Consider the following 19,371-nt stretch of genomic DNA (forward strand, 5'->3'; position numbering starts at 1 on the left):
GAAGCGAACCGTGCTCCATCAGCTCTTCCTTGTGATCCGTCTTAACGTGAGTTAATCAAAATGTTGAAAATCGTCCACCTGCTAATGGGCGCAGCAGCCCTGCTGCTGTCCTTCATCCCTAGCCTGCGATCCGAAGCGGTACCTTACCTGCAACAACCTGATGCGCTGTACCTGGCCTTTTTCGGCCTGCTCAACCTCACCCTTGCACCTGTTATCCCTTACTGGAACAAAGGCCCGCGTCATCAACTGCAAAACCTGGTCAGTGCCCTGCTGGTTCTGGCTGTCGTGCTGCAAACCCTGACGCTGATCGCCCCGATGCCTGTCATCGCCGGTCAACCTGCCGTTCTGTTCAGTCTGATCGTTGCCCTGATCGCCATTTTTCTGCACCTGGCCGTCAGCTTCTACAAATCTTCACCGGCCGCCGCTTCGCCAAGCTATGACATGAGCAACCGCGATACTGGCACCGTTAAATGGTTCAACACCTCCAAAGGCTTCGGCTTTATTTCCCGTGATTCCGGTGATGATATTTTTGTGCACTTCCGGGCAATTCGCGGTGAAGGCCACCGTGTTCTGGTCGAAGGCCAGCGCGTGGAGTTCTCTGTCATGAACCGTGACAAAGGCCTGCAAGCCGAAGATGTGATCGCCGCCCTGCCGCGTCGCTGACTCCAAGGCTAAAAAAAACCGCGAACAGCCCAGGCTGTTCGCGGTTTTTTTATGGCCGGCTTTTCACTAATGCGGCTCAGTAATGCGGCGGTGGCGCCTCTTCTTCGAAGGACTCGAACTGACCGGCCATTTCCTCTTGCCGCTTGAGCAATGCGGCCATTTGCAGTTGCAGGCGTTCCACTGCGCGCTGCTGCGTCGCCAGCACATCACTCAATGCCTGGATGGTGTCATCCTGAAATGCCAACTGGCTTTCCAGATCGGTAACGCGTTCTTCCAGGCTCATGACTCAACCCTCCAGAAACGTGAAGTCATCGGTCAACACCAGACGCAGCCGTTCGCGAATCGTCGCGATCTGCTCTGGATTGTAGGGTAAAGCCTGCTGCTTGCCCCAGACCGGGGCTGGCCAGGCAGCGTCCTCACGCTTGCGCACAATCACATGCATGTGCAGCTGACTGACTACATTACCCAAGGCCGCGACGTTCAACTTATCCGCATCGAACGAGTCCTTGAGCATTTCCGCCAGCGCGGTTGTTTCTTGCCACAGCTGCTGTTGATCTGCGACATCTAACTGAAATATCTCACTGATATCCTCGCGGCGTGGCACGAGGATGAACCATGGGTAGTTCGAATCATTGGACAATAGCAACCGGCAGAGCGGGAAATCGCCAATCGGCAACGTGTCTTGTTGAAGTCGTGGATCTAAAGCGAACACAGCGCGCACTCCCCTCTGGTGATCTTTTTTCAGCTTAGCGCCCATACCAAAAGACGGCGCGCCAAGCGACAGGACGGCAGCATACCTGCGAACGCCATGCGCTTCACGACGAACTGCCACCTGCAGCGTCCTCCGGACGCCCCGACATGAGCCATTTTGATCCGGCATGCACCATGACAGAACCAGCCCCCGCACAAAAAATGCCGAAATGACCGATAAACAACGGACTGCTCGATTCGATCACAAAGCGACACTGTGTGAATTCGGTACAGCAATTGAAATTTTTTGCACCAAAACCGCACAACGCGTCTACGCTCAGTGCGTCAGCATCCGCTAACTACTCACTGACGGGGTGAACCGGTAACGTTTTTGGTTGTCGCCCCCACTGGTTCGATGTGGTAAACACGATGCGAAGCATGGCGTCAAGCTCAAGAAAAACGAGCTTGAGCCCCCCGGTTTTATGGGGTTTTTACAGCAGCAGGCAGGCCTTTGGAAAAAAACAGCAACAGAATTTCGATTTGTGCACGCTTGTTGCATTCACACCTATATCGTCTATAAGGCGTCCGCTGGAAGTGGAAGCCTTAAGGCCAATAAAAACAGTGGCAGGATTGCCCGATGGAGATTCAAGTGCAGGACCAGGGACTCTTTTTTACCGATGCTCAAGCGATGGAAAACAGCGCTAAAGTTGTCAGTCCGATTGCGTCGGGATTGTGAATTTGCGACATCTACCCAGCCATTTGCGACAGGGTCATAAAGAAGCTGAAAGGTTAGATGCGCAAGTATCGCCAACATGGTCGGCGTGATATAAGTTTGCGCCGACACAAAAAGAAAGAGCCGCCCGGATAATAAAACAGGCGGGACGGCAGTACTCTTCTAAAAACCAAAGGAGCAAATCACGATGCGCGTGATGAAGTGGAGCATGATCGCACTGGCTGTTGCAGCTGGTACCTCTCAGTTCGCAGTGGCGTCTTCTCAAGATGACTCCAAGGGTTTCTTCGGCGACCAGAGCTTGAAACTCAAAACCCGTTTTGAGTACATGAACCGTGATTTCAAGAACGGTGCACGTAACAACGCAGACTCCGGCTATCGTCAGGAGTCCGGTATCAGCCAGTTGCTCACTTACGAGTCGGGCTTCACTCAAGGCACAGTAGGCTTCGGTCTCGATGCCATGGCAATGGGCGCGGTCAAACTTGATGGCGGTTCGGGCCACCGTGGTACCGGTCTGTTCGCAGTCGATAGCGATAACAACCCTGAAAAATCCCAGGGCAAGATTGGCGGTGCAGTAAAACTGCGTCTTTCCGACACCGTGCTGAAATACGGCCAGCAGTTTGTTGCCAGCCCAGTATTCGCTACTGACGACAGCCGTATGCTGCCAGAAGTTGCTACCGGTACCCTGATCACTTCCAAAGAGATCAAAGGCCTGGAACTGACCGCCGGTCGCTTCACCGCTCTGAGCAAACAAACCGGCATGGCTCGCGACAGCATCGGCGGCCTGCCAGATGAAGATGGTAATCACGGCAAAGGCCTGAGCAACGGCATCAACATCTTCGGTGCCAGCTACTCTTTCACTGATAACTTCACCGGTGCTGTGGCTGCGTCGGATGCTGAAGACTACTTCAAAAAATACTACGTCAACCTGAACTACACCCTGCCAATCAACGACGATCAGTCCCTGAACTTCGACTTCAACGGTTATAAAACCAAAGGCGATGACCGCGGCGATCAGGTTGACGCCATTGGCGACGGCACCCTCGGCGTAGACAACAATCTGTGGTCCCTGGCCGCTGCCTATAGCATCGGTGCCCACAAGTTCACCGTTGCTCACCAACGCTCCAGCGGCGACAACGCTTACTACTATGGCGTTGACGGCAACAGCACTATCTTTGTAGCCAACTCCATTCAGATCTCCGACTTCGTAGGTCGCGACGAGCGCTCCTGGCAGGCTCGCTACGACCTGAACATGAAGACCTACGGTGTACCGGGCCTGAGCTTCATGACCCGTTACGTAATGGGTGATCACATCACCACCAACGGTCTGGGCGAAGGCAAAGAAAACGAGTGGAACGTTGAGTCCAAGTACGTTATGCAGGAAGGTCCAGCCAAAGACCTGTCGTTCCGCGTACGTTTCGCCAACTATCGCTCGAACGGCGCTTACAGCGGCTATGCATCTGACAACTACGACACCCGTGTAATCATCGAGTACCCACTGAGCATTTTGTAATTCAGCGGGAGTACGATAGCTACACCAGCAACAAACAAAAACCGCTTACCTGATTCCAGGTGAGCGGTTTTTTTGTATCCACTACATACCAGCGCCAACACAACTTCTTAAATAGCAAGCTAACTAGTTTAAACCTGACCTCATCGCCAGGTTATATCCGAGACGTTATTGCGGCACAGTTTCCTGAACCATACGAATAACTCGCTGCGGAAACGGAATATCGATACCGGCTGTTTTCAAACGGTCACGCGATTGTTCGTTAAACATGAACATCACATTCCAATAGTCAGCGGTCTTCACCCACACCCGCAGGGAAACAGTAATCGAACTGTCGCCCAGCGTGGAAATCACGGCTTCCGGTGCCGGATCAGCCAATACACGCGGGTCCTTGGCCAATTCCAGCAATACTTCACGGGCCTTTTGCAAATCCGCCTCGTAAGCCACACCTACATCAAATACCACCTTGCGGGTCGGCTGACGGTTGGTGTTGGTGATAATGCCGTTCGACAGATTGCCGTTAGGCACGATGATGGTTTTGTTATCGCCGGTACGCAGTACGGTGTGGAAGATCTGGATGCTGTCGACAGTACCGGCAACACCTTGAGCTTCGATCCAGTCACCAATACGGAACGGGCGGAACAACAGAATCAGCACGCCGCCAGCGAAGTTCGCCAGGCTACCCTGCAAGGCCAGACCGATCGCCAGGCCGGCTGCACCGATGGCTGCGACGAACGAAGTAGTTTCCACACCGATCATCGACGCTACGCTGACGATCAGCAGAACCTTGAGGATGATGTTCGCCAGGCTGCTGATGAAACCTTGCAGCGCCAGGTCGGCATTACGCAACGCCAGCAGGCCGCCAAGCTTTTGCGTGACTTTGTTGATCAGCCACCAGCCGATGGCCAGGGTAATCACCGCCAGCAGCACGCGGCTGCCGTATTCCATGATCATCGGAATCCAGGCTTGGGATGCCTTGACCAGGTTGTCCACTTCAGCATTCAAATCCATCTTTTTTCTCCTGATTTCCGGCTACCCGGCACGCAAAAAATGAGCGGCAGAAAGACCGAACCCGTGGGGGATTCAATCGTTTCTGCCGTTGCTTGGGCCTCGGACGTCGAAAACGCCAAGAGGTTCCCGCTTGAAAAGTCAGTCGCGGAAGTTGTTGAACTGCAGCGGCATGTCGAACGTCTTGGCGCGCAGGGCGGCAATCGCTTCCTGCAAATCGTCACGTTTCTTGCCGGTGATGCGCACTTGCTCGCCCTGAATGGCGGCCTGGACCTTGAGCTTGGCGTCTTTGACGTGAGCGACGATTTTCTTCGCCAGCTCTTTGTCGATGCCTTCCTTGAGGACCGCTTCCTGCTTCATCAACTTGCCCGATGCGTAGGCATCCTTGACTTCAAGGCATTGCACGTCGATCTTGCGCTTGACCAAGGCCAGCTTGAGGATCTCGATCATCGCTTCGAGCTGGAAATCGGCTTCCGCGGTCAGGTTGACGGTCAGGTCCTTTTCCTTGAACTCGAAGGTGCCTTTGCCTTTCAGGTCATAACGACGATCGAGTTCCTTGACGGCGTTCTCGACCGCGTTGGTGACTTCGTGTTTGTCCAGTTCGGATACCACGTCGAACGACGGCATGTAATCTCTCCAATAAAAAGGCACGCTCGATAACGATGGAGCGCGCTTGGCTTGCGGTTAAAATCGGGCTCATTATAACGGGTCTTTTCCAACCGATACTGCGAGCCTCACATGCCAGCGACAAACCGGGCAAAAAGCTGATGTCTACCCCTTGGCATATTCTCGGCGCCGGCAGCCTCGGCACCCTTTGGGCCACACGTCTGGCACGGGCTGACGTGCCGGTCAGGCTGATCGTGCGGGACGCGACACGCTTACAGGCCTATCAGACGGCTGGCGGGCTGACGCTGGTCGAACATGGCGAAGCGCAGCTGTATCCGGTGCCCGGCGAAACGGCCGACAGCGGCGAGCCCATCAGCCGTCTGCTGGTGGCCTGCAAAGCCTACGATGCCGAGAAAGCCGTCGCCCAACTCGCCCACCGTCTGACACCCAACGCCGAACTGATCCTGTTGCAGAATGGCCTTGGCAGTCAGGACGCGGTTGCCGCGCTGGTGCCTCAGGCGCGCTGCATCTTCGCCTCCAGCACCGAAGGCGCGTTTCGCGATGGCGACTGGCGGGTAGTGTTCGCCGGCCACGGCTACACCTGGCTGGGGGACGTCGGCCATCCAGTGGCACCGATCTGGCTGGAGGACTTGAGCGCCGCCGGTATTCCCCATGAATGGAGCACGGACATCCTCACAAGGCTGTGGCGAAAACTGGCGCTCAATTGTGCGATCAACCCGCTGACCGTGCTGCACGAATGCCGCAACGGCGGTTTGCAGCAACACCATTGCGAAGTCGCCACCCTGTGCGCCGAGCTCACCGAGCTGCTTGAGCACTGCGGCCAACCGGCAGCGGCGGAAAATCTCCGGGAGGAAGTCGAACGGGTGATCCAGGCCACCGCGGCCAATTTCTCCTCGATGTACCAGGACGTCGCGAATCAGCGCCGCACCGAAATCAGCTACCTGTTGGGCCATGCCTGCAAAGTCGCGTCGCGGCATCAGTTGAACTTGCCCCACCTCAATCAATTACAGCAGCGCTTGATCGCCCATCTGCGCAGCCTTGGATTGCCCAGCGACTGAGCAGCGGCTACGCTGGCCACTTGTTCCTTTTCAGCGATGAACCTGATGCCATTGCGCCAGCGCCTTGAAAACCTTCCAGTCGGCCAGAAACTGCTGGCCGCCCTGCTGGTGCTGTTGACCACCGTTTTACTGGTCGCCAACCTGACCTTTATCAGCGCCGCTTATTACATCTCCCAGGAAAGCATGGCCCCCCAGGCCTTGCAGACCATCGGCCGACTGGTGTCCAACCCGAGCCTGATCTCCGAAGCCCTGAAGTCGCCGCAAACCGCCGAGCGCCTGCTCAACGAACTCAGCAGCTATACGCCGCTGCGTGCAGCAGCGCTCTATGACGGTAAAGGCGTGCGTCTGGCGCAATTGCAACACGGCGACAAGCTGAACCTGCCGGAGCACTACCGGCACCTCGAAGCGTGGCAAGCCACGGAGTTTCGCAGCAATCAAGTGATTACCCTGCCCCGTCCCGGCGTTGCGCCGGGGCACTTGCTGCTGGTGGCCAGCAGCGAGTTGCCGATGGCGTTCTACACCGGGACCCTGACCGCCAGCCTGGGGATTCTGATCTTCAGCGTGCTGTTATGGCTGGTGATTGCCCGGCAGATCAAACGCCTGATTACCCGGCCGATCCATCAGCTCGAAGAGTTGTCCCGGCAAGTCACCCGGGAAGAGAACTATGCCTTGCGCGCCTCTCGCGGCAACCACGACGAAATCGGTAGCCTCGCCGAAGCGTTCAACACCATGCTCTCGCGCATCGAGGCTCGGGAGCAACAACTCAAGCGCGCCCGCGACGATTCCCAAGCCGCTTACGATCAGGCCCAGGGGCTGGCCGAAGAGACCCGTCACACCAACCGCAAGCTGGAACTGGAAGTTCAGGTGCGCAGCAAGATCGAGAAAAAACTCACCGGTTTCCAGAACTACCTCAACAGCATCATCGACTCCATGCCGTCGGCACTGATCGCCCTCGACGAGCAGCTCTACGTGACTCAGTGGAATCAGGAAGCCAGCGCCCTGTCCGGTACGCGTCTCGACGAAGCCTTGAACCAGCCGATCTTCCTCGCCTTCGAACCGCTCAAACCGTTCCTGCCGCAACTCAGGCAAACCGTCGAGCAGCACACAGTGGCGAAGATCGAACGTGTTACCTGGCTCAAGGACGAAGAGCCCCGGCATTACGCCCTGACGTTCTACCCGTTGATGGGGGGGGCCGGGCGCGGCGTGGTAATCCGGATCGATGACATCACTCAGCGTCTGTCCCTGGAAGAAATGATGGTGCAGTCGGAAAAAATGCTCTCGGTCGGCGGCCTCGCCGCCGGCATGGCTCACGAGATCAATAATCCACTGGGCGCAATCCTGCACAACGTGCAGAACATACGTCGGCGCCTGTCACCCGATCTGCCGAAAAACCTCGAGCAAGCCGAGCAACTGGGCATTGAGCTGGAAACGGTCAACCAGTACTTGAAAGCTCGCGAAGTGCCGCAGTTACTCGATGGCATTCAACAGGCTGGCGCCCGGGCGGCAAAAATCGTGACCCACATGCTCAGCTTCAGCCGCCGCAGTACCCGGCAGATGGCTCCCTGCGATTTGCCGGCGCTGATCGATCAAGCGGTGGAAATCGCCGGCAACGACTTCGACCTGGCCATCGGTTTCGACTTCAAGGGTCAGGCGATCATTCGGCAGTTCGATCCAGCACTGGGCCCGGTGCCCGGCACCGCCAACGAACTGGAACAAGTGCTGCTCAACCTGCTGAAAAACGCCGCGCAAGCCATTCACCAGCGTACCGACGATCGCGAACCGGGGCGGATCATTCTGCGTACAAAACTGAATCCTCCGTGGGCGGAAATTCAGGTCGAGGACAACGGCATCGGCATGAGCGAGAACGTGCGCAAACGCACGTTCGAGCCGTTCTTCACCACCAAGGAAATCGGTCAGGGCACCGGCCTTGGCCTCTCGGTCTCGTATTTCATCATCACCAACAACCACAAAGGCCAGATGGAAGTGCAATCGACGCCGGGCCAAGGTACCTGTTTCACCTTGCGCCTGCCGTTGTCGGGCACTCCGGTGGTTTCTCAAGAACTCAATCAGCTGTCGAGGTAACCATGGGCTTTCGCTTGTCGAAGATTTACACCCGCACTGGCGACAAAGGCGAAACCGGGCTCGGCGATGGCCGCCGGGTGCCCAAGGACCATCCGCGCATCGAGGCCATTGGCGAGGTCGATACGCTGAACAGCCAGGTGGGTGTGCTGTTGGCCGGGTTGGCGGCGCAAAGTGATACGTATCCGGGGTTGAACGAAGTAATCGAGGTGTTGGCGCCCTGCCAACATCGGTTGTTCGACCTGGGTGGCGAACTGGCGATGCCGGTTTATCAGGCACTGAACACGGCAGAAGTCGAGCGACTGGAAGCGGCGATCGATGTGTGGAATGAAGAGTTGGGACCACTGGAGAATTTCATTCTGCCGGGCGGTTCGGCGCTGATTGCCCAGGCTCATGTATGCCGCTGCCTGGCACGTAGCGCCGAGCGGCGCTGTCAGCAGTTGAATGCGATCGAGCCGTTGGCCGGGGTTGGCTTGGCGTATATCAATCGGTTGTCGGATTTGTTGTTTGTGGCGGCACGGTTGATTGCCAAGCGTCAGGGGATTACCGAGATTTTGTGGCAAGCGGCAGCGAAACCCGGGGTTTAATCAGGAAGATGTTTTTCGTCTGATCAGCAGCCTTCGCGAGCAAGCCCGCTCCCACATTCGATCGCATTTCTTCAGGAAGAACTCGGTCAACTGTGGGAGCGGGCTTGCTCGCGAAGGGGCCAGTGGCTACACAGAAGAATCAGGCCAAAACGCCCGAATCCCCGCCACACCCTGCGCCCCCGCTTCCCAGGCTTTCTGCCGCTCCGCCGGGCCAACCCCACCAAGCAAAAACACCGGTTTGCTAAAGCCCTCGATCAAAGTCGAAGCCTGCTCCCAACCCAATGGCAACGCATCCGGATGAGTCTGTGTCGGCTGTACCGGCGACAGGGTCACGAAGTCCACGCCCATCTGCTCGGCCAGCGCCAGTTCCTCAGCATTGTGGCAGGACGCTGCCAACCAGCGCGACGCCGGTAGCGGTCGCCCCGCTGCCGCGTACTTGCGCAACTGCGCCGACGTGATGTGCCAACCGGCAGACGGGAAATCCCCCAGCCATTCAAACGGCCCTTTGATCATCAACTGCGCCTTGCCGGCACACAGCCCCGCCGCGTCCACCGCCAGATCGCGGTATTGCGGGTCGTAGCCGTTGGGTGCGCGCAATTGAATCAGCTTGATGCCGCCAGCGATGGCTTTCTGGATACCGCGCAGCAAGGCCGGGGTTTCCAGGCCCTCCGGGGTGATCAGGTAGTCGCCGGGCAAGCGTGCAGCGGCGACGATCGGCTGGTTGGCGGCCGGAAATTCGTAATCCACCAGCTCCCGTGCGGTCACCCAAGCCAAAGGCTGACCTTCGGCGCCATGGGGTTCGCCGGTAAACGCCGAGACTTCCCAGACATCCAGCAACACCTGCTTGTCCGGGTAATCGTGGCGGACCTTGATCATCGGCCGCGCGGTGTTGACCACAATGCCCAACTCTTCGTGAAGCTCGCGGGCCAGGGCCGTTTCGACGGACTCGTCATCCTCGACCTTGCCCCCGGGGAACTCCCACAAACCGCCCTGATGCTGGGTGTCGGCACGGCGGGCAATGAGGATCTTGCCGCTGCTATCGCGGATAACCGCGGCTGCTACATGGACTCGTTTCACCGCTCTATTTCCTCCAGACCCGCCTTCCGCCAAGCCTTGAAGGCTGGCCATTGGTAGATGGTTTCGACATAGGCCGCATCGGCCTCGGGTAGCTTCACCTGATAGGTGCGCAGGCGTACGGCGATCGGTGCAAAAAACGCATCGGCCAGGGTCGCGCCGCCAAACAGGAACGGGCCGGTTTCAGTCGCGACGGCACGACATTCAGCCCACAATGCCAGCATGCGCTCGATTTCAGCCTGAACCTCAGGCGGGGTCGGCGACAGTGGCGCATCGTGGCTCAGGTCGAACGGCATATTGCTGCGCATGGCGAAAAAACCGCTGTGCATCTGCGCGCACGCCGAACGCGCCTGGGCACGGGCGGCAGTGTCTTTAGGCCACAGGCCGGCATCGGGAAATTGTTCGGCCAGGTATTCGGCAATCGCCAGAGAATCGGCGACGGTGCCGTGTTCGGTTTTCAGCAGCGGGACTTTCCCGGTCGGCGAATGCTTGAGCACGCGCTCGCGAGTGTCCGGCTGGTTCAGCTTGATCAGTTCTTCGGTGTAGGACACGCCGGTCAGGTCGAGGGCCAGTGCGGCGCGCAGGGACCAGGAGGAATACAGTTTGTCGCCGATGATCAGGTGGAGGCTCATATTCGGGACCTTTTGATAGGGGGATGGACCAGAATCTTTGGTGTCTGGTCGGCCGCCTTCGCGAGCAAGCCCGCTCCCACAGTTGACCGAGTTCTTCCGGAAGAAATGCAATCGAATGTGGGAGCGGGCTTGCTCGCGAAGGACGCGACTCGGTCCGGACCTTATTTACGTACGGTACTCAGCGTTGATCTTCACGTATTCGTGGGACAGGTCAGTGGTCCAGATGGTTTCGCTGCAATCGCCGCGACCCAGCTCGATGCGGATGGTGATTTCTTCCTGCTGCATCACCGCCGCGCCCTGGGCTTCGGTGTAGGTGGCAGAGCGAGCGCCACGGCTGGCGATGCACACGTCGCCGAGGAACACGTCGATCTTGCTCACGTCCAGGTTCGGTACGCCGGCACGGCCCACGGCGGCCAGAATGCGACCCCAGTTCGGGTCGGAGGCGAACAACGCGGTCTTGATCAGCGGCGAGTGGGCCACGGTGTAACCGACGTCCAGGCACTCCTGGTGATTGCCGCCGCCGTTGACTTCCACGGTGACAAACTTGGTCGCGCCTTCGCCGTCGCGCACGATGGCCTGGGCCACGTCCATGCAGACTTCGAACACCGCTTGCTTCAGCAAAGCGAACAGCGAACCGCTGGCTTCGGTGATTTCCGGCAGTGCTGCCTGACCGGTGGCGATCAGCATGCAGCAGTCGTTGGTCGAGGTGTCGCCGTCGATGGTGATGCGGTTGAACGACTTGTTGGCGCCGTCCAGCAGCAGGTTTTGCAGCACGTCGCGGGAGACTTTGGCGTCGGTGGCGATGTAGCCAAGCATGGTCGCCATGTTCGGGCGGATCATGCCCGCGCCTTTGCTGATGCCGGTGACGGTGATGGTCACGCCGTCATGCTGGAACTGGCGGCTGGCGCCCTTTGGCAGGGTGTCAGTGGTCATGATGCCGGTAGCGGCGGCTTCCCAGTTGTTGACCGACAGGTCGTCGAGGGCGGCTTGCAGCGCGCCTTCGATTTTTTCGACCGGCAGCGGCTCGCCGATCACACCGGTGGAGTACGGCAGCACCAGGCTTGCATCGACACCGGTCAGCTCAGCCAGTTTGGCGCAAGTGCGCTCGGCGGCAGCAAGGCCTGGCTCGCCGGTGCCGGCGTTGGCATTGCCGGTGTTGGTCAGCAGGTAACGTACCGGGCCTTGCACACGTTGTTTGGCCAGGATTACGGGAGCGGCGCAAAAGGCGTTCAGGGTGAACACGCCCGCCACTGTGGAACCTTCGGCACAGCGCATGACCACGACATCCTTGCGCCCCGGGCGCTTGATACCGGCCGAGGCGATACCGAGTTCAAAACCGGCAACCGGGTGCAACGTTGGCAAAGGACCAAGACCAACAGCCATGAATGCGCTCCTTAAAAAGTAGTGTCTGCACCGTCATTACCCCGTTCTTTTAACGTGGCGCGGTGGTTTAAATGGCAAAACGCCGCGACGGCATAAGCCGGTCGCGGCGCGGGTATTTCAGCGTATGAAACGGGTTTACTGGATCTGCCCGTGGCAATGCTTGTACTTCTTGCCCGAACCGCAGTAGCACAGCTCGTTACGGCCCAGCTTCTGCTCGTTGCGTACCGGTGCGGTGGCGAGGGCTACATCGACCTCTTCACCCAACACTTCCGGTTGCTCCAGGCCAGGTGCTTCGTCGTGCTGGAACTGCATGCGCGCAGCCAGTGCCTCGGCTTCCTGGCGCAGGCGAGCTTCTTCTTCGATCGGGTCTTCGCGGCGAACCTGAACGTGCGACAACACACGGATTGAGTCGCGTTTGATCGAATCCAGCAACTCGGAGAACAAGGTGAAGGACTCGCGCTTGTATTCCTGCTTCGGGTTCTTCTGCGCATAACCACGCAAGTGGATGCCGTGACGCAGGTGGTCCATGGTCGACAGGTGGTCTTTCCACAGATCGTCCAGTACGCGCAGAACGATTTGCTTCTCGAAGGTGCGCAGTGCTTCGGCACCGGCCTGGTCTTCTTTCTCGTTGTACGCGGCGATCAGCTCGTTCATCAGCTTCTCGCGCAGGGTCTCCTCGTAGAGGTGATCGTCTTCGTCCAGCCATTGCTGGATCGGCAACGCCACGCCGAAGTCGCTCTGCAGCGCTGCTTCCAGACCGGCCACGTCCCACTGCTCTGGCAGCGATTGCGGTGGAATGTGTGCGCTGACGGTTGCGTTGAGCACGTCCTGACGGAAATCGGCGATGGTTTCGCCAATGTTGTCAGCGGCCAACAAACTGTTACGCATGTGATAGATCACTTTACGTTGTTCGTTGTTGACGTCGTCGAACTCGAGCAGTTGTTTACGGATATCGAAGTTACGGCCTTCAACCTTGCGCTGAGCCTTCTCGATGGCGTTGGTCACCATGCGGTGCTCGATCGCTTCACCGGACTGCATGCCCAGCGCCTTCATGAAGTTCTTCACCCGGTCAGAGGCGAAGATGCGCATCAGGCTGTCTTCCAGCGACAGGTAGAAACGGCTGGAACCGGCGTCGCCCTGACGACCGGCACGACCGCGCAACTGGTTGTCGATACGGCGCGATTCGTGACGCTCGGAAGCGATCACCTGCAAACCGCCCGACTCCAGCACTTGCTGGTGGCGTTTCTGCCAGTCGGCCTTGATCTGGGCAATCTGCTCAGGGGTCGGGTCTTCCAGCGAAGCCACTTCCACTTCCCAGTTACCGCCCAACAGGATGTCGGTACCACGACCGGCCATGTTGGTGGCGATGGTCAGTGCGCCCGGACGACCGGCCTGAGCAATGATTTCGGCTTCTTTTTCGTGGAACTTGGCGTTCAGAACCTTGTGTTCGATGCCTTCCTTCACGAGCAGGCTGGACATATGCTCGGACGTTTCGATGGTGGCGGTACCCACCAACACCGGACGGCCCTGAGTCATGCACTCCTTGATGTCGTTGATGATCGCCGCGTATTTCTCTTCGGCGGTCAGGAACACCAGGTCGTTGTAGTCTTTACGTGCCAACGGTTTGTTTGGCGGAATCACCATGACCTGCAGGCCATAGATCTGGTGGAATTCGAACGCTTCGGTGTCTGCGGTACCGGTCATGCCGGACAGCTTGTTGTACAGACGGAAGTAGTTCTGGAACGTGGTCGACGCCAGGGTCTGGCTCTCGGCCTGAATGTTCAGGTTTTCCTTGGCTTCGATGGCCTGGTGCAAACCTTCGGACAAACGGCGACCCGGCATGGTACGGCCGGTGTGTTCGTCGACCAGCACGACCTGGCCGTCTTGCACGATGTATTCGACGTTGCGGTTAAACAGCTTGTGCGCGCGCAGGCCGGCATAAACGTGGGTCAGCAGACCGAGGTTATGCGCCGAATACAGGCTCTCGCCTTCAGCCAGCAGGCCGACACGGGTCAGCATGTCTTCGATGAACTGGTGACCGGCTTCGTTGAGTTCGACCTGACGGGTCTTCTCGTCCACGGTGTAGTGGCCAGCCTTGGTGACTTCGCCTTCGACTTCTTCGACGTGCAATTCCAGCTGCGGGATCAGTTTGTTGATCTCGATGTACAGCTTGGAGCTGTCCTCGGCCTGACCGGAGATGATCAGCGGGGTACGGGCTTCGTCGATGAGGATGGAGTCGACTTCGTCGATCACGGCAAAATTGAGTTCGCGCTGGAATTTTTCTTCCATGCTGAACGCCATATTGTCGCGCAGGTAGTCGAAACCGAATTCGTTGTTGGTGCCGTAGGTGATGTCGGCGGCGTAAGCGGCGCGCTTCTCTTCCGGCGGCTGGAATGGGGTGACCACGCCGACCGTCATGCCGAGGAATTCGTAGAGCGGACGCATCCAGTTGGCGTCACGGCGGGCCAGGTAGTCGTTCACCGTCACAACGTGCACGCCCTTGCCGGACAGCGCGTTGAGGTAAACGCCCAGTGTTGCCACCAGGGTCTTGCCTTCACCGGTACGCATTTCCGCGATCATGCCTTCATGCAAGGTCATGCCGCCGATCAGCTGGACATCGAAGTGGCGCATACCCATGACGCGCTTACCGGCTTCGCGGGCGACCGCAAAGGCTTCGGGCAGCAGTTTGTCGAGGGTTTCCCCTTTGGCGAGGCGGGCCTTGAACTCGTCGGTCTTGGCACGCAATTGATCGTCCGAAAGGGCCACCATTTGCTCTTCGAAGGCATTGACGAGCTGCACCGTCTTGAGCATGCGTTTGACTTCACGCTCGTTCTTGCTTCCAAAAAGTTTCTTTAACAAAGGCGCAAACATATCGGCAGGATCTTCCACACTAAAGGGATGGAGGGCGGCCCCGAGAGTCGCCCGTGCAGCCCTCATGGCCGCATGCGAACGAGTATTCTACCCGGAAACGATGGTGAGGAAAGTGGCGTTATTCCACGATGCATGCACTGCGCTGTGACGGGGCTCACTTAAAATAAGGGCTTTTTGCTGAACTTCAACCCATCGAGGGCACAAGTTACTCGTTGATTTAATGGGTAAAGCGCTCGCAAAGCAATGGGTCGGGGGCAACGGGTGCTTTCTGTTACCATGGCCACTCTGTTACTTCAGGTGTTCGATCATGGCATTTCGCCCTCTCACGGCCAGAGCACCCGCCGTTCTGCTTCGCGAAGCCAAACCGCTGAAAGCCATCTTTGGCCACGCTCAACGCCTGGGTCATTTACAACGTCTGGTGGAAAGCCAGCTGCAGCCGGCTGCCCGCGAGCATTGCCATGTGGCGTCGTGGCGTGAAGGCAGTTTATTGCTGATTGTCACCGACGGTCACTGGGCCACCCGCCTGCGCTATCAACAAAAGCGTCTGCAACGGCAGTTACAGTTGTTCGACGAGTTCGCCAGCCTGACGCGAATTCTGTTCAAGGTTCAGCCGCCTACCGTTCAGCAAGGGGCGGCGGGGCATACGATAAATTTGTCGACCGATGCTGCGGCGACCATTCAGGCGACGGCTGACGGGATTACCGACCCGAATCTGCGGGCGGCCCTCGAACGCCTGGCGGCGCACGCCAAACCCAAAACCTGACATAAAACCAATGTGGGAGCGGGCTTGCTCGCGAAGGGGCCATCACATTCAACATCAATATTGACTGTCAGACCGCTTTCGCGAGCAAGCCCGCTCCCACATTTTTACTGTGCCTGCTCGCTATCGGCGTTTGCTGCCGCCAAGCAAAGACCCCATCAACCCGCGTACCAATTGTCGGCCCAATTGATTCGCCGCCTGTCGCATGGCTGATTTCAATGCCTGTCCCGCCGCCGTACCGAGGAATTCCCCGGCCTGTTCGGTGAAACTCGGCTCTTCAGGTGCAGGTTTGCCCGGCGCGGCTTCAGGATCCGGCGCCAGCCCTTTACGCCCCATCAGCACTTCATAAGCCGATTCACGATCGACCGGTTTGTCGTAACGCCCCTTGAACGGCGAACCGGCGATCAGCACGGTGCGTTCGGTCTCGGTCAGCGGCCCGATCCGCGATTGCGGCGGTGCAACCAATACACGCTGGACCATCCCCGGCGTACCCTTGTCTTGCAGGGTGCCGACCAGCGCCTCGCCGATCCCCAACTCCGTCAACACCGACAAGGCTTCAAATGCCGGGTTCGGCCGGAAACCGTCGGCCACCGCGCGCAGGGATTTCTGTTCTTTGGCGGTAAACGCACGCAACCCATGCTGAATACGCAGGCCCAGTTGCGCCAGCACATCATCCGGCAAGTCGCCCGGCGATTGGGTGACGAAATACACCCCCACGCCTTTCGAGCGAATCAGTCGCACCACTTGTTCCAGACGCTCCTGCAACGCCTTGGGCGTACCGGCGAACAACAAGTGCGCTTCGTCGAAAAACAGCGCCAGCAGCGGTTTCTCGGCATCGCCGCGCTCCGGCAGTTGCTCGAACAGTTCGGCCAGCAGCCAGAGCAGGAACGTCGCATAGACCTTCGGCGCTTCATGCACCAGTCGACTGGCATCTAGCAAGTGAATGCGCCCGCGCCCATCCACGGCCGGTTGCAACATATCTTCCAGTTGCAGCGCCGGTTCGCCGAACAACGCTTCAGCGCCCTGCTGTTCCAGCGTCGCCAAACGGCGCAACAGCGCCTGGCTGGAACCGGTGGTCATCAACGCGGCGTCATCCCCCAGCAATTCGGGGTTGTCGCGCAGGTGATTGAGCAGCGCCTTCAAATCCTTCAAATCCAGCAGCAACAACCCTTCGCGGTCGGCCACCTTGAACGCGGCATACAACGCCGACTGCTGACTGTCGGTCAGTTCCAGCAGGCTGCCGAGCAGCAACGGGCCCATTTCGCTCAAGGTTGTGCGCAATGGATGACCGGACTGACCGTTAATGTCCCACAAGGTCACCGGATACGCCTGAGGCTTATGGTTCAGCCAGGGCATCCCGGCGATCCGCTCCGCGACCTTGCCTTGAGGGTTGCCGGCGGCGCCCAGGCCGCACAGGTCGCCTTTGATGTCTGCCGCAAACACCGCCACGCCGGCATCGCTGAAGGCTTCGGCCAGGCGCTGCAAGGTGACGGTTTTACCGGTCCCGGTAGCGCCCGCCACCAGGCCGTGACGGTTGGCCAGGCGCATAGCCTGGGCGATGGACTGGCCCGCGAGGTCGGCGCCGATAACGAGTTGCGATGAGTCAGGCATTTTGTCACCCATGGTTAATCTTTGATCCTTCATGGCCGATAACAAGCGTGAGACCAGACTGAAAAATAGCGTCGGTAATTCCCTAAGGAGAGGTGGAAATATCAGCTTACTTTCAACACTGCCCATTTTGCGCGCCTTTATAAAAGCACGCCCTGGACATTAAGACTTTAGCGGACCCCAAGCCATGAATAAAAATCTGCGCTTCAGCCATAAAATACTGCTTGCCGCCGCCCTCATCGTCATTGCTGCCTTCGCCTCGTTCACACTGTACAACGACTATTTGCAGCGCAATGCGATACGCAACGATCTAGACAACTATCTGCAAGAAATGGGCAGCGTGACGGCCAACAATATCCAGACCTGGCTGGCCGGACGCAGCCTGCTGATAGAAAACCTGTCACAAAACGTCGCCCTGAACGCTGACACCGGCAATGTCTCCAAACTACTTGAGCAGAAGGCCGTGACCTCGACTTTCATGGGCGCCTATCTGGGCAACAAGGATGGCACCTTCATCATCCGCCCTGACAGCAAGATGCCCGACGGCTATGACCCTCGCGTCCGGCCTTGGTACAAGAGCGCCCAAAGCACCGGCGGCTCGGCACTGACCGAACCGTACATCGATCTCGCGTCCGGCCAGCTGGTCATTTCCATCGTCAACAGTGTGCTCAAGGACGGTCAAAGCATCGGCGTGGTCGGTGGCGACCTGAGCTTGCAGGTGATCGCCGACAGCCTCAACGCGCTGGACTTCGACGGCATGGGTTATGCCTTTCTGATCAGCGCCGATGGCAAGATCCTGGTTCACCCGGATAAATCCCTGGCGATGAAGTCCCTGAGCGAGGCGTATCCGAAAAACACCCCGCGCATCAGCAGCGAACTCAGTGAAATCGACGTCGACGGCAAGCCCCGCATCGTCACGTTCACCCCGATCAAAGGCCTGTCCTCGGTCAATTGGTACATCGGCCTGTCGGTGGATAAAGACAAAGCCTTCTCGATGCTCAGCGAATTCCGCGCCTCGGCGGTCGTCGCCACCCTGATTGCCGTGGCAATCATCATCGCCCTGCTCGGCATGCTGATCCGCATCCTGATCCAGCCGCTGCACGTCATGACCCGCGCCATGGAAGACATCGCAGACGGTGAAGGCGACCTCACCAAACGCCTGACCATTCAGAATCAGGACGAATTCGGCATCCTTGGCACGGCGTTCAACCGCTTCGTGGAGCGGATTCATACGTCGATCCGCGAAGTGTCCTCGGCCACCGGGCAAGTCAACGAAGTGGCCTTGCGTGTAGTGGCGGCTTCGAACTCGTCGATGTTCAATTCCGACCAGCAAGCCTCGCGCACCAGCAGCGTCGCCGCGGCGATCAACCAACTCGGCGCCGCCGCCCAGGAAATCGCCCGAAACGCCGCGCAAGCGTCGAATCAGGCCAGCGACGCGCGCAGCCTGGCCGAAGATGGCCAGCAAGTAGTGGATCGCAGCATTGCCGCGATGAACCAGCTGTCGAGCATGCTTAGCGCCTCGAGTACCAACATCGAATCGCTGAACAGCAAAACCGTGAACATCGGGCAGATTCTCGAAGTGATCACCAGCATCTCCCAGCAAACCAACCTGCTGGCGCTGAACGCCGCCATTGAAGCGGCGCGGGCCGGTGAAGCCGGGCGCGGTTTTGCCGTGGTGGCCGACGAGGTGCGCAACCTGGCGCACCGCACACAAGAGTCCGCGCAACAGGTGCAAACCATGATCGAAGAACTGCAAGTCGGCGCCCGCGAATCGGTCAGCACCATGAGCGAAAGCCAGCGCCACAGCCAGGACAGCGTGGAAATCGCCAACCTGGCAGGCGAACGCCTGAACAGCGTGACACTGCGCATCGGCGAAATCGACGGCATGAACCAGTCGGTGGCCACAGCGACCGAGGAACAGACGGCAGTGGTTGAGTCGATCAACGTCGACATTACCGAGATCAACACGCTCAACCAGGAAGGCGTGGAAAACCTGCAATCGACGTTGCGTGCGTGCTCGGACCTTGAGCAGCAGGCTTCGCGATTGAAGCAATTGGTAGGCAGTTTCCGCATCTAGAACGTTTGACAGGC

At 58.5% G+C, this 19,371-nt stretch carries 16 protein-coding genes and 1 pseudogene; 8 read left to right on the top strand and 9 right to left on the bottom strand.

From position 1 onward, the window contains the following. Nucleotides 1-60: 60 nt before the first annotated feature. Nucleotides 61-663, top strand: coding sequence for a cold shock domain-containing protein membrane protein (locus AB7M29_RS27880; RefSeq protein WP_454248468.1), 603 nt, complete (start codon nt 61-63; stop codon nt 661-663). A 76-nt stretch (nt 664-739) separates the two neighbouring features. Here AB7M29_RS27880 and AB7M29_RS27885 read toward each other — a convergent pair whose 3' ends face one another. Next, on the bottom strand, nt 740-946 hold the full coding sequence (locus AB7M29_RS27885) for a SlyX family protein (RefSeq protein WP_050683199.1): 207 nt from the start codon (nt 944-946) through the stop codon (nt 740-742). Between the two features lie 3 nt (nt 947-949). Beyond that, nucleotides 950-1,375: an HIT family protein gene (locus tag AB7M29_RS27890; protein WP_217854471.1), complete on the bottom strand. Its 426-nt coding sequence runs from the start codon at nt 1,373-1,375 to the stop codon at nt 950-952. Nucleotides 1,376-2,273: 898 nt separating this feature from the next. On the opposite strand from AB7M29_RS27890, the gene AB7M29_RS27895 reads away from it, so the two are divergent. After that, complete coding sequence (locus AB7M29_RS27895) at nt 2,274-3,596, top strand: OprD family porin (RefSeq protein WP_217854266.1); 1,323 nt, start codon at nt 2,274-2,276, stop codon at nt 3,594-3,596. 165 nt (nt 3,597-3,761) lie between these two features. Here AB7M29_RS27895 and AB7M29_RS27900 read toward each other — a convergent pair whose 3' ends face one another. Continuing rightward, complete coding sequence (locus AB7M29_RS27900) at nt 3,762-4,604, bottom strand: mechanosensitive ion channel family protein (RefSeq protein ID WP_052964289.1); 843 nt, start codon at nt 4,602-4,604, stop codon at nt 3,762-3,764. 138 nt (nt 4,605-4,742) lie between these two features. After that, nucleotides 4,743-5,228 carry a YajQ family cyclic di-GMP-binding protein gene (locus AB7M29_RS27905; protein ID WP_007906601.1) on the bottom strand — a complete coding sequence of 162 codons (486 nt, stop codon included), beginning with the start codon at nt 5,226-5,228 and terminating at the stop codon, nt 4,743-4,745. 140 nt (nt 5,229-5,368) lie between these two features. Here AB7M29_RS27905 and AB7M29_RS27910 point away from each other — a divergent pair, with 140 nt between their 5' ends. The 3 genes from AB7M29_RS27910 to AB7M29_RS27920 are packed head-to-tail and all read left to right on the top strand — an operon-like array spanning nt 5,369 to nt 8,952. After that, nucleotides 5,369-6,286, top strand: coding sequence for a putative 2-dehydropantoate 2-reductase (locus AB7M29_RS27910; protein ID WP_217854267.1), 918 nt, complete (start codon nt 5,369-5,371; stop codon nt 6,284-6,286). Between the two features lie 45 nt (nt 6,287-6,331). Continuing rightward, complete coding sequence (locus AB7M29_RS27915; protein WP_217854268.1) at nt 6,332-8,368, top strand: sensor histidine kinase; 2,037 nt, start codon at nt 6,332-6,334, stop codon at nt 8,366-8,368. Nucleotides 8,369-8,370: 2 nt separating this feature from the next. After that, on the top strand, nt 8,371-8,952 hold the full coding sequence (locus tag AB7M29_RS27920) for a cob(I)yrinic acid a,c-diamide adenosyltransferase (protein WP_217854269.1): 582 nt from the start codon (nt 8,371-8,373) through the stop codon (nt 8,950-8,952). 126 nt (nt 8,953-9,078) lie between these two features. On the opposite strand, the gene AB7M29_RS27925 is transcribed toward AB7M29_RS27920, so the two are convergent. The 4 genes from AB7M29_RS27925 to secA form a co-directional block, all read right to left on the bottom strand. After that, entirely contained in the window at nt 9,079-10,029 is a 951-nt protein-coding gene (locus AB7M29_RS27925) for a Nudix family hydrolase (RefSeq protein WP_454248469.1), read from the bottom strand. Next, nucleotides 10,026-10,658, bottom strand: a complete 633-nt coding sequence (locus tag AB7M29_RS27930) for a glutathione S-transferase family protein (RefSeq protein WP_052964292.1) — start codon at nt 10,656-10,658, stop codon at nt 10,026-10,028. The genes AB7M29_RS27925 and AB7M29_RS27930 overlap by 4 nt, the downstream gene beginning before the upstream one ends. Before the next feature lie 165 nt (nt 10,659-10,823). Then, complete coding sequence (gene argJ / locus AB7M29_RS27935) at nt 10,824-12,041, bottom strand: bifunctional glutamate N-acetyltransferase/amino-acid acetyltransferase ArgJ (RefSeq protein ID WP_454248470.1); 1,218 nt, start codon at nt 12,039-12,041, stop codon at nt 10,824-10,826. A gap of 135 nt (nt 12,042-12,176) precedes the next feature. After that, nucleotides 12,177-14,912, bottom strand: coding sequence for a preprotein translocase subunit SecA (gene secA / locus AB7M29_RS27940; protein WP_052964293.1), 2,736 nt, complete (start codon nt 14,910-14,912; stop codon nt 12,177-12,179). A gap of 307 nt (nt 14,913-15,219) precedes the next feature. Between secA and AB7M29_RS27945 the strand changes: the two genes are divergently transcribed. After that, on the top strand, nt 15,220-15,675 hold the full coding sequence (locus AB7M29_RS27945; RefSeq protein WP_007906612.1) for a DUF721 domain-containing protein: 456 nt from the start codon (nt 15,220-15,222) through the stop codon (nt 15,673-15,675). A gap of 120 nt (nt 15,676-15,795) precedes the next feature. On the opposite strand, the gene AB7M29_RS27950 is transcribed toward AB7M29_RS27945, so the two are convergent. Then, nucleotides 15,796-17,283 carry a helicase HerA-like domain-containing protein gene (locus tag AB7M29_RS27950; protein ID WP_217854272.1) on the bottom strand — a complete coding sequence of 496 codons (1,488 nt, stop codon included), beginning with the start codon at nt 17,281-17,283 and terminating at the stop codon, nt 15,796-15,798. Between the two features lie 184 nt (nt 17,284-17,467). Here AB7M29_RS27950 and AB7M29_RS27955 point away from each other — a divergent pair. Together AB7M29_RS27955 and AB7M29_RS27960 are read left to right on the top strand one after the other, a co-directional pair. Then, nucleotides 17,468-18,499 (top strand): annotated as a pseudogene (locus AB7M29_RS27955) (HAMP domain-containing protein); the annotation flags it as partial. A 93-nt stretch (nt 18,500-18,592) separates the two neighbouring features. Beyond that, complete coding sequence (locus AB7M29_RS27960) at nt 18,593-19,357, top strand: methyl-accepting chemotaxis protein (protein WP_437180779.1); 765 nt, start codon at nt 18,593-18,595, stop codon at nt 19,355-19,357. Nucleotides 19,358-19,371: the final 14 nt, after the last annotated feature.

Source organism: Pseudomonas sp. F-14 TE3623, from assembly GCF_053629015.1.

Excerpts from the sequence above, each read along its gene's own strand:
- AB7M29_RS27880 (WP_454248468.1), top strand. The coding sequence starts at position 61 with ATGTTGAAAATCGTCCACCTGCTAATGGGCGCAGCAGCCCTGCTGCTG.
- AB7M29_RS27885 (WP_050683199.1), bottom strand. The coding sequence starts at position 946 with ATGAGCCTGGAAGAACGCGTTACCGATCTGGAAAGCCAGTTGGCATTT.
- AB7M29_RS27895 (WP_217854266.1), top strand. The coding sequence starts at position 2,274 with ATGCGCGTGATGAAGTGGAGCATGATCGCACTGGCTGTTGCAGCTGGT.
- AB7M29_RS27900 (WP_052964289.1), bottom strand. The coding sequence starts at position 4,604 with ATGGATTTGAATGCTGAAGTGGACAACCTGGTCAAGGCATCCCAAGCC.
- AB7M29_RS27905 (WP_007906601.1), bottom strand. The coding sequence starts at position 5,228 with ATGCCGTCGTTCGACGTGGTATCCGAACTGGACAAACACGAAGTCACC.
- AB7M29_RS27910 (WP_217854267.1), top strand. The coding sequence starts at position 5,369 with ATGTCTACCCCTTGGCATATTCTCGGCGCCGGCAGCCTCGGCACCCTT.
- AB7M29_RS27915 (WP_217854268.1), top strand. The coding sequence starts at position 6,332 with ATGCCATTGCGCCAGCGCCTTGAAAACCTTCCAGTCGGCCAGAAACTG.
- AB7M29_RS27920 (WP_217854269.1), top strand. The coding sequence starts at position 8,371 with ATGGGCTTTCGCTTGTCGAAGATTTACACCCGCACTGGCGACAAAGGC.
- AB7M29_RS27930 (WP_052964292.1), bottom strand. The coding sequence starts at position 10,658 with ATGAGCCTCCACCTGATCATCGGCGACAAACTGTATTCCTCCTGGTCC.
- argJ (WP_454248470.1), bottom strand. The coding sequence starts at position 12,041 with ATGGCTGTTGGTCTTGGTCCTTTGCCAACGTTGCACCCGGTTGCCGGT.
- secA (WP_052964293.1), bottom strand. The coding sequence starts at position 14,912 with ATGTTTGCGCCTTTGTTAAAGAAACTTTTTGGAAGCAAGAACGAGCGT.
- AB7M29_RS27945 (WP_007906612.1), top strand. The coding sequence starts at position 15,220 with ATGGCATTTCGCCCTCTCACGGCCAGAGCACCCGCCGTTCTGCTTCGC.
- AB7M29_RS27950 (WP_217854272.1), bottom strand. The coding sequence starts at position 17,283 with ATGCCTGACTCATCGCAACTCGTTATCGGCGCCGACCTCGCGGGCCAG.
- AB7M29_RS27960 (WP_437180779.1), top strand. The coding sequence starts at position 18,593 with ATGTTCAATTCCGACCAGCAAGCCTCGCGCACCAGCAGCGTCGCCGCG.